The organism is Stenotrophomonas sp. GSD10 (assembly GCF_056172695.1).
This window is the reverse complement of sequence record NZ_JAOCMC010000002.1, coordinates 1,543,864-1,559,279: the sequence shown is the minus strand read 5'-3', so window position 1 is coordinate 1,559,279 and position 15,416 is coordinate 1,543,864. Positions and strand designations below refer to the sequence as shown.

Annotated in this window: 10 protein-coding genes and 2 pseudogenes; 4 read left to right on the top strand and 8 right to left on the bottom strand. The window is 67.1% G+C overall.

Features of this window, described 5'->3' with window-relative positions; all coding sequences use genetic code 11:
• The first annotated feature begins 18 nt into the window (after positions 1-18).
• On the top strand, positions 19-735 hold the full coding sequence (locus N4G47_RS07515; RefSeq protein ID WP_475286194.1) for an SDR family NAD(P)-dependent oxidoreductase: 717 nt from the start codon (positions 19-21) through the stop codon (positions 733-735).
• A gap of 96 nt (positions 736-831) precedes the next feature.
• Positions 832-2,777 (top strand): annotated as a pseudogene (locus N4G47_RS07510) (EAL domain-containing protein).
• Between the two features lie 10 nt (positions 2,778-2,787).
• Here N4G47_RS07510 and N4G47_RS07505 read toward each other — a convergent pair.
• Positions 2,788-3,399, bottom strand: a complete 612-nt coding sequence (locus N4G47_RS07505; protein WP_229557921.1) for a TetR/AcrR family transcriptional regulator — start codon at positions 3,397-3,399, stop codon at positions 2,788-2,790.
• 105 nt (positions 3,400-3,504) lie between these two features.
• Between N4G47_RS07505 and N4G47_RS07500 the strand changes: the two genes are divergently transcribed.
• A complete protein-coding gene (locus N4G47_RS07500) occupies positions 3,505-4,581 on the top strand; it encodes an MBL fold metallo-hydrolase (protein ID WP_475286192.1) in 1,077 nt (358 codons plus the stop codon).
• A gap of 38 nt (positions 4,582-4,619) precedes the next feature.
• Here the strand turns inward: N4G47_RS07500 and N4G47_RS07495 are convergent, their stop codons facing one another.
• On the bottom strand, positions 4,620-5,117 hold the full coding sequence (locus tag N4G47_RS07495) for a helix-turn-helix transcriptional regulator (RefSeq protein WP_475289908.1): 498 nt from the start codon (positions 5,115-5,117) through the stop codon (positions 4,620-4,622).
• A 520-nt stretch (positions 5,118-5,637) separates the two neighbouring features.
• Here N4G47_RS07495 and N4G47_RS07490 point away from each other — a divergent pair.
• Positions 5,638-8,751, top strand: a pseudogene (locus N4G47_RS07490) (galactose-binding domain-containing protein).
• Between the two features lie 400 nt (positions 8,752-9,151).
• On the opposite strand, the gene N4G47_RS07485 reads toward N4G47_RS07490, so the two are convergent.
• The 6 genes from N4G47_RS07485 to N4G47_RS07460 form a co-directional block, all read right to left on the bottom strand.
• Entirely contained in the window at positions 9,152-9,298 is a 147-nt protein-coding gene (locus tag N4G47_RS07485; RefSeq protein ID WP_475286191.1) for a hypothetical protein, read from the bottom strand.
• Between the two features lie 251 nt (positions 9,299-9,549).
• Positions 9,550-10,527, bottom strand: coding sequence for an ABC transporter substrate-binding protein (locus tag N4G47_RS07480; protein WP_475286189.1), 978 nt, complete (start codon positions 10,525-10,527; stop codon positions 9,550-9,552).
• Positions 10,528-10,542: 15 nt separating this feature from the next.
• A complete protein-coding gene (locus N4G47_RS07475; protein WP_475286187.1) occupies positions 10,543-12,288 on the bottom strand; it encodes an amino acid ABC transporter permease/ATP-binding protein in 1,746 nt (581 codons plus the stop codon).
• On the bottom strand, positions 12,285-12,836 hold the full coding sequence (locus N4G47_RS07470) for a GNAT family N-acetyltransferase (protein WP_475286185.1): 552 nt from the start codon (positions 12,834-12,836) through the stop codon (positions 12,285-12,287). Before N4G47_RS07470 ends, N4G47_RS07475 begins: the two co-directional genes overlap by 4 nt.
• Entirely contained in the window at positions 12,833-14,053 is a 1,221-nt protein-coding gene (locus N4G47_RS07465) for a M20 aminoacylase family protein (RefSeq protein WP_475286183.1), read from the bottom strand. Before N4G47_RS07465 ends, N4G47_RS07470 begins: the two co-directional genes overlap by 4 nt.
• Positions 14,054-14,057: 4 nt before the next feature.
• Positions 14,058-15,401, bottom strand: coding sequence for an LLM class flavin-dependent oxidoreductase (locus N4G47_RS07460; RefSeq protein WP_475286181.1), 1,344 nt, complete (start codon positions 15,399-15,401; stop codon positions 14,058-14,060).
• Between the last annotated feature and the right edge of the window lie 15 nt (positions 15,402-15,416).

Sequence of the window (15,416 nt, the reverse complement as noted above, 5' to 3'; positions counted from 1 at the left end):
CGAATACAAGGAAGCAACATGAAGTTGATGGTCATCGGCGCCAGCAGGGGCCTCGGTCGGGCGTTCGTGGAAGGCCTGTGCAGCCCCGGCGATACGGTCATCGGCGTTTCCCGCAGCCGCCCGCGCGACCTGCAATGCCCGGATGGAATCACCCTGCAATGGATCGAGGCCGACCTGGCCCAACCCTCCACTGCCGCCGACCACATTGCCGCGCAGGCACCGGCCGATCTGGACGTGCTGATCCACAACCTGGGTATCTGGGAAGAGAAGGCTTTCAGCGACGAGTACGCCTTCCTCGATGAAAGCGATGCGGCGCTCACGCAGCTGGTCGACGTCAACATCAGCGCCACGCTGATGCTGCTGCAGCGCCTGTTGCCGCGCGTACTGAACGCGCCTCGGCCGCAGCTGGTGCTGACCGGCTCGACCTCGGCATTGCCGCGCAGTGGCCGTCCGGAAGTAGCGTTCGGCGCCTCGAAATTCGCACTCAATGGCATCGCCGACGCATTGCGCGAAGGCTTCCGTGATCGACGCCTGGCGGTGACCAGCCTGCAGCTGGGTTATCTCAATACCGACGATGCGCTGTCTGTACCGGTGGCCGACGCGGCGGCACGTGGCCAAGGTGAACTGGTACCGGTGCACGACGTGGTGGCCATGGTGCGTGCACTGCTGCAGCTGTCGCCGTCCGGCTTCGTACGCGAACTGGTGCTGCCGGCCATCGCCGACCCTCGCTACTGACCCCGGCAGCCAGCGCCGCGCGGCCTCAGTGGCCGCGCGCGCGGCCGTGGTTTACCCTGCTCCTCACTGGCCGTCGGTCACAGGCGGGAACCTGCTATGGATGCGCTTTCACGGGTTGCGGCCCAGGTCCTGGACAGCGCCCTGCCCAGCCTGCCGCTGTACCTGCTGCAGGCCACTGCGGTGATCGGCATGATCGGCGTGCTGCTGATCGCCACCCGCCGTGCCGGCCATGCCATCGAAGGCCGCCGGCTGTACGTGGGCGTGGCGCTGGGCCTGATCTACCTGTTCAATTCCTGGTTCGTGGCCCGCTACACCCAGGGGGTGGTCAAGCTCCACCTCGGCTTCGATATCCTGCTGATCAGTGGTCTGCTCGGCGGCTGGCGCGGCGGCCTGGCCTGTCTCGCCGGCAGCCTGATGGCGCGCTATCAGTTTTCGGGTACGCAGTTCTTCCTGCCTGCCAGCCTCGAATCCACCCTGCAGATGCTGGCCGGCATCTGGCTGCGTCGTCGCCTGCACCCGCGCATGCTCGGCGAACTCTCGCTGCGCATTCTCCTGCAGGCGTGGGGGTGCGCATCGTGGTCACCGCCCTTGGCCTGGCGCTGGGCGTGGCGATCATCGGTGCCGCCCACCTGCCGGTGGAAGAACTGGCGATCCAGCGTTTGCTGGCGTTGCCGCTTTCGCTGCTGATGCTCGGCGCGGTGTTCGCGCTGGTCTACAACGACGCGCAGATCGATGCGCAGCGTCAGCGCGAACAGGCCTGGCTGCGCGTCGATCCGATCAGTGGGCTGCCGAACATGCGTGCACTGGGCGAACGCCTGCAGCAGGTATGGCGCGACAACGACGGCATCGGCAAGGCCTGCCTGATCGTGGCCGAGATGGGCAACCTGCGCGACCTGCGCCTTCGCTATGGGCCCTTGCAGGACAACGGGCTGTGGCGACGCGACAGCAGCGACGACGTGCGTCGGCTGCTGCCGCCGCTGCCCGCAGAGCGGGTGGAGATCTACCAGTTTGGCGACGCCGCGCTGGCGATCCTGATCCATGACCTGTCGCTGCCCGAACTGCGCGTGCAGCCGCAGATTGCCGAACTGGCCTCCAACCTGGCCGACCGGGTTGCGCAGGACTGGCCAGGCTTCCGGCCGCTGTTCCGTTGCGCGGTGGTGGAACTGAAGCCCCCGGGTGATACCGACGATGGCCACCTGCCGTTCCGCGCGATCACCCTGGCACTGAGTACGATCGAATCCGGCGTGGTGTTCTTCGATGATCCGATCCAGCGCGACAGCGAGATCGACGCCCTGATCGAGAGCGCGCTCGATCATTGGCTGCAGCAGGGCGACGCTCCGCTGTGCTACCAGCCCAAGCATCGCCTGCACGATGGGCAGCTGGTAGGTGCCGAGGCGCTGCTGCGCATGCGCGACGGTGAAGGGCGCGCCATCGCACCGATGCGGGTGATCGCGCTGGTGCGCCGGCACGGCCGGCTGGCAGATCTGGAGTGGGCCACGCTGCGTTCGGCGGTGCGTTTCCTGCAGCACAGCCAGCAGGAAGTCGCCGCGCTGACCATCGCCGTCAACGTATCGGCCGAATCACTGCGCCTGCCCGACTTCGGCCTGCGCCTGCAGGAGCTGCTGCAGCTGCATGGCGTGGCCGGTGCGATGCTGCGCCTGGAGATCGTCGAGTGGACGGAGATCGTCGAACGCGACGTCGTCGACGCCAACATCGCCCAGTTGCTCGCCGCAGGCGTGACGTTGTCGCTGGATGATTTCGGCGCCGGCTACTCCACGCTCATCCTGCTTTCGCAGCTGGCCATCGCCGAGGTCAAGATCGAGCAGTCGCTGATTGCCACCCTGGCCGACGCGAAATCGCAGTCGATTGTCCGCTTCATCGTCGAGGTTGCTCATCGCTGCGGCGCGATCGTGGTGGCCGAGGGCACCGAAACGCTGGCTCAGGAACAACAGCTGCGTGCATTGGGGGTGGATGTCGGACAGGGCTACCTGTACTCGGCGGCGCTGCCGGCCGCCGAGTTCCGCCAGCTTGCGGCACGCTAGCCCGCAGCGTTCAGATCGCGTAGAAGCCCAGGAACATCGCCACCGCCGACTCGGCCACGCGCGTGCGTTCGGCCGCACTCAACGGCGCCTGCCCCATCGTCACCTGCGGCCAGAACGCAAAACTCTTCACCAGCCCGTGCAGCTGGTGGCCGGCAAACTCCGGATCGACCGCGCGCAGCCGGCCATCGGCCATCGCGGCGCGGATCCAGGCACTCTCGCCGCTCTCCTTCTCGCCCATGCGGCAGACGATGGCCTGCGCGCGTTCGGGGGAATGGATGATCTCGGCCATTGCCACCCGCGCCAGGTCGATGAAGTTGGCGTCGCTGAGCAGCTCCAGCTTCTGGCCAAGCAGTTGCAGCAACTGCGCCTCCAATGGCTGGTCGGCGCGGTACGGCAGCGTGTCGCTGGCCACGCTGCGCTCCCACAGCTCCTCCAGGATCATCGAGAACAGCGCTTCCTTGCTCGGGAAGTGGTTGTAGACGGTGCGCTTGGACACCCCCGCCACTTCGGCAATGCGGTCCATGCTGGTGGCCTCGTAGCCCGCTGCACGGAACTCCTCGACCGCAGCGCGCACGATGGCCTCGCGTTTGCGGTCGGTCAGGCGTTGCGGGGCACGGGGCATGGCGGAGCACCAGGAAGCTGAACGGATGCGCACATTTTACACCCGGCAGTGTACTTTTGAAAAACAGGAAACTACACTGTGCAGTGTACTCAGCGGACGTCACCCATGAAGCGCCTGCTCCTTGTCCTCCTGCTTGGAATCCTTGCCGTGACCGCCTACACCTTCTGCAAGTCCTGGTCCCTCCCCGACTTCCCGGCCTCGCCGCAATACCGCGACGGCAAGTTCCGCAATGCCCTGCCGAAGCCGGCGATGGGCCTACGCGACGGCCTTGAGATCTGGTGGACGTTCCTGTTCAACAAGCCCAAGGGCACCGTGCCCGCCCACCCCATCCCGGTGCAGCCGCTGGACCGCGCCACGCTGGATGCTGCGCCCGACCGCAGCCTGTTCCGCATCGGCCATTCCACGATCCTGCTGAAGCTGCGCGGCCAGTACTGGCTGACCGACCCGGTGTTCTCCGAGCGCGCCTCGCCGGTGCAGTGGATGGGCCCGGCGCGCTTCCATGCCCCGCCGATCAGCATCGATGAACTGCCGCCGATTGCCGGCGTGATCCTCTCGCACAACCATTACGACCATCTCGACCACGCTGCGGTGATGCAGCTGGATCGCAAGACCGCGCGCTTCATCGCCCCGCTCGGCGTGGGTGACCAGCTGATCGCCTGGGGCATCGATGCGGGCAAGGTGGAACAACTGGACTGGTGGCAATCGACCGAGGCCAACGGCCTGCGCCTGACCGCCACGCCAGGCCAGCACTTCTCCGGCCGCGGGCTGGGCGACAGCGACCGCAGCCTGTGGGCGTCGTGGGTGATCCAGGACGACGACTTCCGCATCTTCTTCAGCGGCGACACCGGCTACTTCGACGGCTTCAAGGCCATCGGTGAGAAGTACGGCCCGTTCGATCTGACCATGATCGAAACCGGTGCCTACGACCCGCGCTGGGCCTTCGTGCACATGCAGCCCGAGCAGACCCTGCAGGCGCATCTGGACCTGCGCGGCAAGTGGCTGCTGCCGATCCACAACGGCACCTTCGATCTGGCCCTGCACGAATGGCAGCAGCCGTTCGAACGCATCACCGCGCTGGCCGCCGCCAGCAACGTGCCGGTAGCGACGCCGATGATGGGTGAGGCCCTGGACATGCAGGCGCCGCAGGCCGGCACACGCTGGTGGGAAAAGGTGCAGCTGTAACGCAGCGCGCTGCGGATAGGTGCCGGCCCTGCCCGGCACTATGCCTTGGGCTGCAGCCTGCGCCCTTCGCGGGCCAGATTCAGCTGCAATGCAACGGCGGCCAGCTCGGCCAGTTCCGAGCTGACCTTGCCGCTGCCACGCGCCTGCAACCAGCCGAGGATGTCGGCCAGGTGCCAGATTGACGTGCTGCCTTCGTGCACCGGCGACGGAAACGACTGCGGGTGGGCCAGCATCAGCTGGCGCATGTTCTGCCGCGACATCCCCAGCAGGTCGGCCACATCGGTCAACCCCACCAGATCGGGGCCTACTTCAACCAGTTCGGCGCCCGGCACCGCCTGCTGCACATCCTCCAGCGCCGAGTGCAGCGCTTCATCGGCACGCGAGGCCTCACGGCAGAACGCCAGCGCCATCCTGCCCGGACGCCCGATGCCCAACAGCGCATCGTCGCAACCCGATGCCGCCAGGCGCTGCTCCAGGATATCGGTATCGTCGTACACGTCCGGCACGCGGTACTTCAGGGTGAAATTGAATTCCATCATGGCCCACCTCGTTTCGGCTTCGACCGCTTCTCATTGCTCGCGGCTGCAGTTCTCGACAACGCGACGCAGCGCCCGGGCGTGATTGCGGCCACTGCGCGGCGTGCTCCAGATGCTCACAACGCAGAACTCCCCGCACCGGCATTCGCTGTCGTTGTAGGGGCAGTACATCCGGCCCCAGGCGTGGCTCCCGCCGACGCGCAATCTCCAGCCCCGCGTCTCGGCAAAACGCAACGCGGCTTCGATGTCCTTGTCAGGGTGACGCACTCGAGACATCCGCTGTTCTCCGAAGTCTGTACCTGTTCGGGCGCATTGTCAAATGACAACCCACCCAAGCTCCGTGGCGTGCATCGAACCTGGCCGATCGTGCCAACACGTCCAGAGCCATACCCGTCAGCCGGCCGGCCCGGATCATGCCCGCAACGGCATCGACGTTATTGCAGCGCGTCATGAAAACGATTACATCCCTTGCTAGCGTAGCGCTCGCCCGATTCCGGCCGAACCTGCGAGGCTGTCCGTAATGACGTTGCGCGCTGAACGTTCCAGGCTCACTCCCTCTCCCTCCGATGCGGCCTGCTGCGGCCCTGCTGCTCACCGCCCTGGCCGCCGCCGCGCACGCACAGACCCTTCCCCGCGCAGCCAGTGGCAGGCCAGCAGTTCCTCGCAGCAGGTGCCGGCCATGGCGATCAGCCACCTGATCGATGGCGATGCGAAAACCGTCACCGGCGGCGCCTTCAGTCCCGGCCACTGGTTCCAGATCGATCTGGGCGCACCGGCAGAGTTGACCGGCGCCCGCCTCACCTGGGATGTCTCCAACCCGGAAGGCTATTCGCTGCAGACCTCGCTGGACGGCACGCAGTGGCAGACCGCCTACACCATGGCCGATTCGCTGGGCGATGTGGAAACGCTGTACTTCGCACCGCGCCAGGCGCGCTACCTGCGGCTGGCCAGCCCGCAGCGCACCTCCGACTGGGGGTGTCGATCTTCGAGATGGAGCCGCTGGACAGCACACTCAGCGCACGCATCGCCGGTATTGATGCAACGCAGGCAGCCGCACTCTGGCAAGGCGGCAGAGCGGTCGCCCTGCCGGCCGGACGAGGCGGCAGCCACATGCTCGAAGTCACCCTGCCACGTGCGCAGTCCACGGCCGGTCTGGTCGTGGAATGGGCCGATGGCACGCGCGGTGCGGCCCGCCTGCAGGCACAGGACGCCCAAGGCCGCTGGCAGGAACTGGCCCACGATGCGCAGGCGGCAGACCACAAGCAGAGCTGGCTCGCGGCCAATACCGCGCAGTCCGTGCGTGCATTCCGCCTGAGCGTGGATGGTCCTGCACCAAAGGTGGCACGCCTGCGCCTGCTCGGCCCGAAGGCGGTGATGACGCCGATGAGGCAGTACCAGATTGCCGCAAGCGGTGCGCAGCGCGCGTTGTTTCCCGCATCGCTGCAGATGCAGCAGACCTACTGGACTGCGGTGGGCGTGCATGCCGGGCGACAGAAGTCCATCTTCGACGAGTACGGCAACCTGGAAGCGTTCAAGGGCGCCCCCTGGTGCAGCCGATCTGGCGCGACGCTGGCGGCCGCAGCGCAGGTGCCGCCGAACAGCCCGTGCAGCACGCACTGCGCGATGGCTGGAAGCCGATACCCTCGGCCTCCTGGTCACCGCAGCCAGGCCTGGAGCTGCGCAGCGAGGCCTTCGCCATCGAACGCGCTGGCCAGCCGGTCACCTTCCTGCGCCACCGCCTGCACAACACCGGCAGCACCAGGGTGGAAGGCACACTCAGCCTGGTCGTGCGCCCGATGCAGATGAACCCACCGTGGCAGAACGGCGGGCTGTCGCCGATCCGCGAGGTGGTCATCAACGGACAGGCTGTGCGCATCAACGGGCGCACGCTGCTGCAGTCACTCACGCCGGTGGCTGCGTCCGGTGCGGCGCCCTTCGGCAAGGATGGTGCAACAGAAATCACCGCGGGAATTGCCGCCGGACAGCTGCCTTCCGCACAGCAGGCGCGCGACGACCAGGGTCTTGCAGCAGCGGCGCTGGACTATCCCATCTCGCTGGCGCCGGGTGCCAGCCAATCGGTCGTGGTGGCTTTCCCGCTGGGTACCGCTGCGGCCGATGCCAACGGCAGCTTGCCCGAAGCGCCACCGCTCGATCTGGCCTCGCTGCCAGACGACGCCAACGGCGCCTTCGACACACTGGCCACGCAGGCCTCGGCGGACTGGCAGGCACGACTCGGCCAGGTTGGCCTGCGCCTGCCCGATCCGTCCCTGGTGGACATGCTGCGCGCGCAGGCCGCCTACATGCTGATCAACCAGACCGGTCCGGCCATGCAGCCCGGCCCACGCAACTACAACCGCTCGTTCATCCGCGACGGCATGGCCACCTCGGCGGTGCTGCTGCGCATGGGCGAGGCGAAGGTCGCGCGCGACTACCTGGCCTGGTACAGCGAGCACGGCGTGCACGCCAACGGCCTGGTCTCACCGATCCTCAACGACGATGGCAGCGTCAATACCGGCTTCGGCTCGGACATCGAGTACGACAGCCAGGGCCAGTACGTCGCGCTGGTGGCCGATGTGGCGCGCCTCGATGGCGGGCCCGAATCGGTACGCCCGTATCTGCCGAAGGTGAAAGCGGCCCTGCGCTTCCTGCAGGAATTGCGCGAGCGCACGCTGGTGGAAGGTTACAAGGCCGACCAGCCGGCACCGGAGCGCTTCGCCGGCATTCTTGCGCCGTCGATCAGCCACGAGGGCTACCCCTCGCCCACCCACAGCTACTGGGATGACTACTGGGGACTGAAAGGCTGGCACGACGGCGCCTGGCTGGCCGAATCGCTGGGCGACCACGAGACTGCGGTGTGGGCACGCGAACAGTACAAGGCGTTGTACGACGCGCTGCATGCATCGATCCGGGCGACGATGGCGTGGAAGGGCATCGACTTCATCCCCTCCTCTGCCGATCTGGGCGATGGTGACCCCACCGGGGTATCGATCGCGCTGGACCCGACCGGAGCGCAGAGCGTGCTGCCTCCCGAGGCGTTGAAGACCACTTTCGCCCGTTATCTGGAGGACGTGCGCAAGCGCAGCCAGCCCGGTGCGCTGTACGCCTACACGCCATACGAGATCCGCAACGTGCTGAGCTACGTGCACCTTGGCCAGCCGCAGGCGGCCGACGAGCTGCTGCAGGGCCTGCTGCATGATCGACGCCCGCTTGAGTGGCAAGTGCTGGCCGAGGTCGTGCACTCACGCCTGCGCTTCCCACGCTACCTGGGCGACATGCCGCACACCTGGATCGGCGCCGAATACGGCCGCACGCTGTTCGGCATGCTGATGCGCGAAGACGACGATGCGCTGTCGCTGCTGCCAGGCACGCCATCGTCGTGGGTGGCGGGGGATGGGTTGGCAGTGGAGCGCCTGCCGACGGCGTATGGCACGTTGCAGATGCAGGCGCGGCAGCGCGACGGCGTGCTGACGGTGGCGCTCGGCGAGGGCTGCGCAGCGGGACCGTGGTGAAGGTCTGGTGGCCTGATCGCACGGCACCGAAGACGGTACGCGTGGACGGTCGAGCGGTCAGCAGCTTCGATGCCGAGGGTGTGCGGCTGGCGAAGCCGTTCAATACACTGGAGGCGCGTTGGTAGAGTCGAGCTTGCTCGACTGCTCTTCGCCCATCATCACGCCCGTCGAGCAAGCTCGACGCTACGAGATCACCGGCGCGATCCCGACGTTGTGGTAGCGCCAGGCCGTGCCCGGCGTCATTGCAGCGTCGGCAACCCCGGCGGAGATGCCGGACGCTGGAGGCGCGTTGGTAGAGTCGAGCTTGCTCGACTGCTCTTCGCCAAACATCACGCCCGTCGAGCAAGCTCGACGCTACGAGATCACCGGTGCGATCCCGACGTTGTGGTAGCGCCAGGCCGTGCCCGGCGTCATTGCAGCGTCGGCAACCCCGGCGGAGATGCCGGACGCTGGAGGCGCGTTGGTAGAGTCGAGCTTGCTCGACTGCTCTTCGCCCATCATCACGCCCGTCGAGCAAGCTCGACGCTAGGAGATCACCGGCGCGATCCCGACGTCGTGGTAGCGCTGGGCCGTGCCCGGCGTCATTGCAGCGTCGGCAAGCCCGGCGGAGATGCCGGACGCTGGAGGCGCGTTGGTAGAGTCGAGCTTGCTCGACTGCTCTTCGCCCATCATCACGCCCGTCGAGCAAGCTCGACGCTACGAAATCACCGGTGCGATCCCGACGTTGTGGTAGCGCCAGGCCGTGCCCGGCGTCATTGCAGCGTCGGCAACCCCGGCGGAGATGCCGGACGCTGGAGGCGCGTTGGTAGAGTCGAGCTTGCTCGACTGCTCTTCGCCCATCATCACGCCCGTCGAGCAAGCTCGACGCTACGAGATCACCGGCGCGATCCCGACGTCGTGGTAGCGCCGGGCTGTGCCCGGCGTTATTGCAGCGTCGGCAACCCCGGCGGGTTGGTCTGCGACTGCGGCACGGCCTCCTCCGCCACGTTCCAGCGCGCCAACGCCTGCGCATAGGTGCCACTGCCAATCTGCGTGTTCAGCGCCTGCGTCACTGCATCAGCCAGGCCACTGCCCTTGCGCGTGGTCACCGAGATCGCCGCGGCATTCGGCCAGCCACCCGGAAACAGGCCCACGCGCCGCACCTTGCCGTCGCGCGCCGAATAGGCGCCGGTGGCATTGGGCTCGAACGAGACATCGGCGCGGCCGGTGATCACCGCCAACCGGCCAACCACCGCGTCATCGAAGTACTGGTACTCCACCGGCTTCAGGCCGGCGGCGATGTTCTGCTGGTCCCACTGGCGCAGGATCTGGTCCTGGTTGGTGCTGGCGCCGACCACCACCTTCAGCCCGGCCACATCGGCGGGCTTTTCGATCTTCTGGATCGGCCCGTCGCTGCGCGTGTAGATGCCCAGCAGATCGTAACGGTAGCTGGAGAAATCGAACTTCTTCTTGCGCTCTTCAGTGACCGTCACGTTCGACAGCACCGCATCGTACTTGCCCGATTCCAGCCCCAGCGGCCAGTCGGCCCAGGCCACCGGCACGATTACCAGCTTCAGGCCCAGGCCATCGGCGATCAGGCGGGCGATATCCGGCTCGATGCCGACCACCTCCCTGCTGTCGGCACCATAGTCGGCCAGCGGCAGCTGCCCTGGATGGGTAGCTACGGTAAACGCACCAGGAGTGACGAAACGGTAGCCGGCGGGAATCAAGGCCTGCGCCTTGGGATCGAGCGTGCCCTTCAGCACGGCGGTGTTGGTACCGGCCAGGCTGGTCGCGGCCACCACCGCAGCCTCCGGGGCCTGGCGCACGCGCGAGTAGACGATGCCGGCGATGCCGATGACCAGCACGCCCCCGATCAACAGGGTGCTGCGCGAGGGGCGACGGGGTGCTGCAGGGCTCATGGCATTCCTTGAGGGTTACAGGGTCTTGGCCAGGAAGTCGGCGGTACGTTGCTGGCGCGGTCGCTCGAACACGGCGTCGGGCGTGCCCTGCTCGATCACCCGGCCCTGGTCCATCATCACCACGTGGTCGGCCACGCGGCGGGCAAAGCCCAGCTCATGGGTGACGATCACCAGCGTGGTGCCAGAGCGGGCCAGCTCTTCGATCACGCTGAGCACTTCGGCCACCAGTTCGGGGTCCAGCGCCGAGGTCGGTTCATCGAACAGCAGCACCTTCGGCTGCAGCGCCAGCGCGCGGGCAATGGCAATGCGCTGCTGCTGGCCACCGGACAACTGGCGCGGGAAGGCATCGGCCTTGTCGGCCAGACCGACCCGTTCCAGCAGCGTGCGCGCCTGCTGCTCGGCCCGCGCGCGCGACACGCCGCGTACCGCGATCGGTGCCTCGACGATGTTTTCCAGCGCGGTCAGGTGCGGGAACAGGTTGAAGCCCTGGAACACCATGCCGACTTCGGCACGACGGCGGCGGATCTCGCGCTCGGGCAACTCGTACAGCGTGTCACCGTCGCGGCGGTAGCCGATCAGCTGGCCGCCGACGGTCACGTAACCGCTGTCGGCACGTTCCAGATGATTGATCAACCGCAGCAGCGTGGACTTGCCAGCACCCGAGGGGCCGATCAGCACAGTCACGCTGCCGGCGCGCAGATCCAGGTTCACATCTTCCAGCACCGGCTGCTCGCCGAAGGCCTTGCCCACGCCATGCAGCGACACCGCCGCACCCTCGCCCGCTTCGACCTGGGTGACGATGCGCGGGCGATTGATCACGCGCGGTGCGGCATCACTCTGCGCGCGCAGCGGCGATGACACGCGCGACACCGAGCGCTCACGCTGCAGTTGGCCGCGCGCGAAGCGCTGCTCCACGCGTCGCTGCAGCAGCGACAGCACGGTCAGGATCACCAGGTACCAGACCGTGGCCACCATCAGCAACGGCACCACCTCCAGGTTGCGGCGGTAGATCACCTGCACGGTGTAGAACAGTTCCGGCAACGCCAGCACATAGACCACCGAGGTGCTCTTGGCCAGGCCGATCACATCATTGAACGCGGCCGGCAGGATCGAGCGCATTGCCTGCGGCAGGATGATGCGGCGCACCTGCCGGCCACGCGGCAGACCCAGCGCGGCGGCGGCCTCGTACTGTCCGTGGTCGACCGACAGAATGCCGCCACGGATCACTTCGGCCGAGAACGCGGCCTGGTTCAGCGTAAGGCCCAGCACCGCGGCAGTGAATACGCCGATCAGCTGCGTGGTCGGGTACGAGAACAGGCTGATGCCGGTGAACGGCACGCCCAGTTCGATGGTGCTGTACAGATAGCCCAGATTGTTCAGCAGCAGCAACAGCACCAGCAGCGGAATCGAGCGGAACAACCACACATAGCCCCACGACACCGCCGACAGCAACGGCGAACCGGACACGCGCGCCAGTGCAAGCAGCGTGCCCAGCGCAAACCCCAGCCCGGTGCCCAGTGCAGTCAGCAGCAGCGTACGGCCCAGCCCTTCCAGCACCGGGCGCGCGAAGAACCATTCGGCGAAGGTGCCCCAACCCCAGCGAGGATTGCCCAGCACCGACTGCAGCCCGATCAGGATCAGGGCCAGCGCCAACACGGTGCCGATCACCTGCAATGGATGCCGGGCCGGCACGATCTTCAGCGCCGGCGTCTGTGCCGGCCGTGCAGCGATGCCTTCCAGTGCTGTCGAGGGCGTACTCATGCGTGGGCTCCGTGCACGGCGGCAGGTGCAGGTGCGATCACCGCCGCCGGCGCGAGCAGGTGCTTCTCGAAGGGCAGATGCGCGACGGTTTCCGGATCGGCCTGAAGGTCGAACAGTGCGGTGTAGCCATGGCTGAGGTACAGGCCCACCGCTTCGGGCTGGCGGAAGCCGGTGGTCAGGAACACGCGGCGGTACCCCTGGCGCAGCGCCTGGTCTTCCAGTTCCTGCAGCACGCGCCGCGCGATGCCCTGGCGGCGCAGACCCGGCAGCGTCCAGATGCGCTTGAACTCGGCGGTATCCGGGTCCCGGTGTGGCATGAAGGCACCGCCGGAGATGGCAAGGCCATCGCGCAGCAGCAGCACGAACGCCCCCACCGGCGCGGCGAAGGCCTGCGCTGGATAGCGTTGCAGCTCTTCGCGGGCGCTGCCGCCGATGCGACGGTGCACGTCGGCATAGCGGCTGTCGTACTCCTGCTCCAGGCCGTCGAACAGCGGACGCGCCAACGGGTCATCCACCGAGGTGTAGAGGAAGCGTTCGTTGCTGCTCATGCGGCATCCTTCACCAGATAGTCTTCGGCCAGCCGCGCCCACAGGCTGGCCGCGGGTGCGATCGCCGCGTCATTGAACACATAGCGCGGGCTGTGCAGCGGTGCGCTGTCGCCGTTGCCGACGAACACGAAGCTGCCGGGCCGCGCCTGCAGCAGGAAGGCGAAATCCTCGCTGGCCGTGCGCGGCGCGAAATCGGGCACCACCTGTCCAGCGCCGAAGCCGCGCTCGGCGACTTCGCGGATATAGGCGGTCTGCTGTGGGTGGTTGATCACGCTGGGGAAGCCGCGCGGAAACTCGATCTCGGCACGCGCACCGAACGCAGCAGCGGTCTGCTTGGCAAGTTCGGTGACCCGGCGCCGCAGCGTGTCGCGCACTTCGGGCAGGTAGGCGCGCACCGTCAGCTTCAGCTCCACCACGTCCGGAATCACATTGGCCGCCTGCCCGCCATGGATCGAGCCGACGGTGACCACGCCCATCTGCCGCGGATCGACATTGCGCGAGACCACGCTCTGCAGCGCGGTGATGATGTGTGCCGCCACCAGGATCGGGTCGACACTGCCCTGCGGCTCGGCGCCGTGGCCGCCCTTGCCGATCACCTTCAGCCGCGCCCAGTCCACCGAGGCCATCGCCGGACCATCGACGAAACCGAAATGGCCCACCGGCACACCCGGCCAGTTGTGCAGCCCATAGATCGCATCGACCGGGAAGCGCTCGAACAGGCCGTCGGCAATCATCTTCGACGCGCCCGAGCCGGTTTCCTCGGCGGGCTGGAATACCAGCTGCAGGGTGCCGTCGATGCGCCCGTGATGGGCCAGGTAGTGCGCGGCGGACAGCAGGATGGCGGTGTGGCCATCGTGACCGCAGGCATGCATCAGGCCGTCGGTCTGGCTGGCATAGGCCAACCCGGAGTCTTCCTGGATCGGCAATGCATCGATGTCCGCACGCAGGCCCAGGCGACGGCTGCCCTGCCCGCGCTGCAGCGTGCCGACCACGCCGGTGCCGCCGAGGCCGGTGGTCACCTCATAGCCCCATTGCTGCAGCAGCTCGGCCACGCGGGCGCTGGTGCGATGCTCCTCGAAGGCCAGCTCCGGGTGCCGGTGCAGATCATGACGGATCGCGATGGCCGCCTCGGCGCGCGCTGCGATCTCAGGCAGCACGCCGGTTGTTGGGGAAGTCCGCCGGGCGTTGCCCGGCGCTACCGAACTCTCTCCGCTCATCGCCCTACCCCACCTTCAGCGCCGGTTCGGCGTCGGTTGAATGACGGCTGGCCTTGTACGGCAGGCCCAGATGCTCGCGCAGGGTCTGCCCTTCCAGCTCGCGCTGGTGATAGCCACGGGCCTGCAGGATCGGCAGCACCTGGGTCACGAAATCGTCCAGGCCTTCGCGCTGCGCGGCGAAACCGAGGATGAAGCCATCGCTGGCACCGGCATCGAACCAGCGGATCAGCTCGTCGGCCACGTCTTCGGCCGTGCCGATGAAGTTCGGCCGCGGACTGACCGCTTCCAACGCCACCTGGCGCAGGCTCAGCCCCTTCTCGCGCGCGTCCTGCTTGATGCGGTCGGTGGTGGAGCGGAACGAATTGCTGCCGATGTCACCCAGCTCCGGGAACCGTGCATCCGGGTCGTACTGGCTGAAATCATGGTGATCGAAAAATCGCCCAAGGTAGGCCAGCGCATCTTCCAGCGTGGCCAGCGCGGCGATCGCCTGGTATTTGGCCTCGGCCTCCTCGGCGGTGCGACCGACAATCGGGCCGATGCCCGGGAAGATCTTCACGTCGTTGCCGCTGCGGCCGTGCGCGATCGCCGAGTTCTTCACCTTCTGGGTGAACGCGCGGGTTTCTTCCAGCGACGGCGAATGGGTAAACACCGCATCGGCGTACTTGCCGGCCAATGCAATGCCATCATCAGACGAACCGGCCTGGAAGATCACCGGCTGGCCCTGCGGCGAACGCTGGATGTTGAGCGGCCCTTCCACCTGGAAGAAGCGCCCCTTGTGATCGAGCCGGCGGAATTTTTCCGGCGCGAAGAAGGTGCCACTGTCGCGCTCACGCACGAAGGCGTCGTCATCCCACGAATCCCACAGCCCCTGCACCACGTCCAGATACTCGTCGGCGATCTGATAGCGCAGGGCGTGTTCCGGATGCGGGCGGCCATAGTTGCGGCCGGAGCCTTCCAGCGGCGAGGTCACCACATTCCAACCGGCACGGCCGCCGCTGAGCAGATCCAGCGAGGCGAACTGGCGCGCCACCGTGAACGGATCGCTGTAGGAGGTCGACAAAGTACCGGCCAACCCGATCTTGCTGGTTGCCGTGGCCAGTGCCGACAGCAGCGAGATCGGCTCGAAACGGTTGAGGAAGTGCGGGATCGACTTCTCGTTGATGTACAGGCCGTCGGCCACGAAGCCGAACGCGATGCCGTTGTCCTCGGCGGTGCGCGCGATGTCGATGTAGAACTGCAGGTTGACGCTGGCATCGGCCGGGTTGGACGGATGCTTCCAGGCATGCATATGGCTGCCGGGGCCCTGCAACATGATGCCGAACGGAATGTGGCGCGGGGTCGTGCTCATGGGAATCGCTCCTGC

Coding starts and splice junctions, on each gene's coding strand:
- N4G47_RS07460 (WP_475286181.1), bottom strand. CDS start 15,401: ATGAGCACGACCCCGCGCCACATTCCGTTCGGCATCATGTTGCAGGGC.
- N4G47_RS07495 (WP_475289908.1), bottom strand. CDS start 5,117: ATGGAATTCAATTTCACCCTGAAGTACCGCGTGCCGGACGTGTACGAC.
- N4G47_RS07515 (WP_475286194.1), top strand. CDS start 19: ATGAAGTTGATGGTCATCGGCGCCAGCAGGGGCCTCGGTCGGGCGTTC.
- N4G47_RS07470 (WP_475286185.1), bottom strand. CDS start 12,836: ATGAGCAGCAACGAACGCTTCCTCTACACCTCGGTGGATGACCCGTTG.
- N4G47_RS07475 (WP_475286187.1), bottom strand. CDS start 12,288: ATGAGTACGCCCTCGACAGCACTGGAAGGCATCGCTGCACGGCCGGCA.
- N4G47_RS07465 (WP_475286183.1), bottom strand. CDS start 14,053: ATGAGCGGAGAGAGTTCGGTAGCGCCGGGCAACGCCCGGCGGACTTCC.
- N4G47_RS07500 (WP_475286192.1), top strand. CDS start 3,505: ATGAAGCGCCTGCTCCTTGTCCTCCTGCTTGGAATCCTTGCCGTGACC.
- N4G47_RS07480 (WP_475286189.1), bottom strand. CDS start 10,527: ATGAGCCCTGCAGCACCCCGTCGCCCCTCGCGCAGCACCCTGTTGATC.
- N4G47_RS07505 (WP_229557921.1), bottom strand. CDS start 3,399: ATGCCCCGTGCCCCGCAACGCCTGACCGACCGCAAACGCGAGGCCATC.
- N4G47_RS07485 (WP_475286191.1), bottom strand. CDS start 9,298: ATGATGGGCGAAGAGCAGTCGAGCAAGCTCGACTCTACCAACGCGCCT.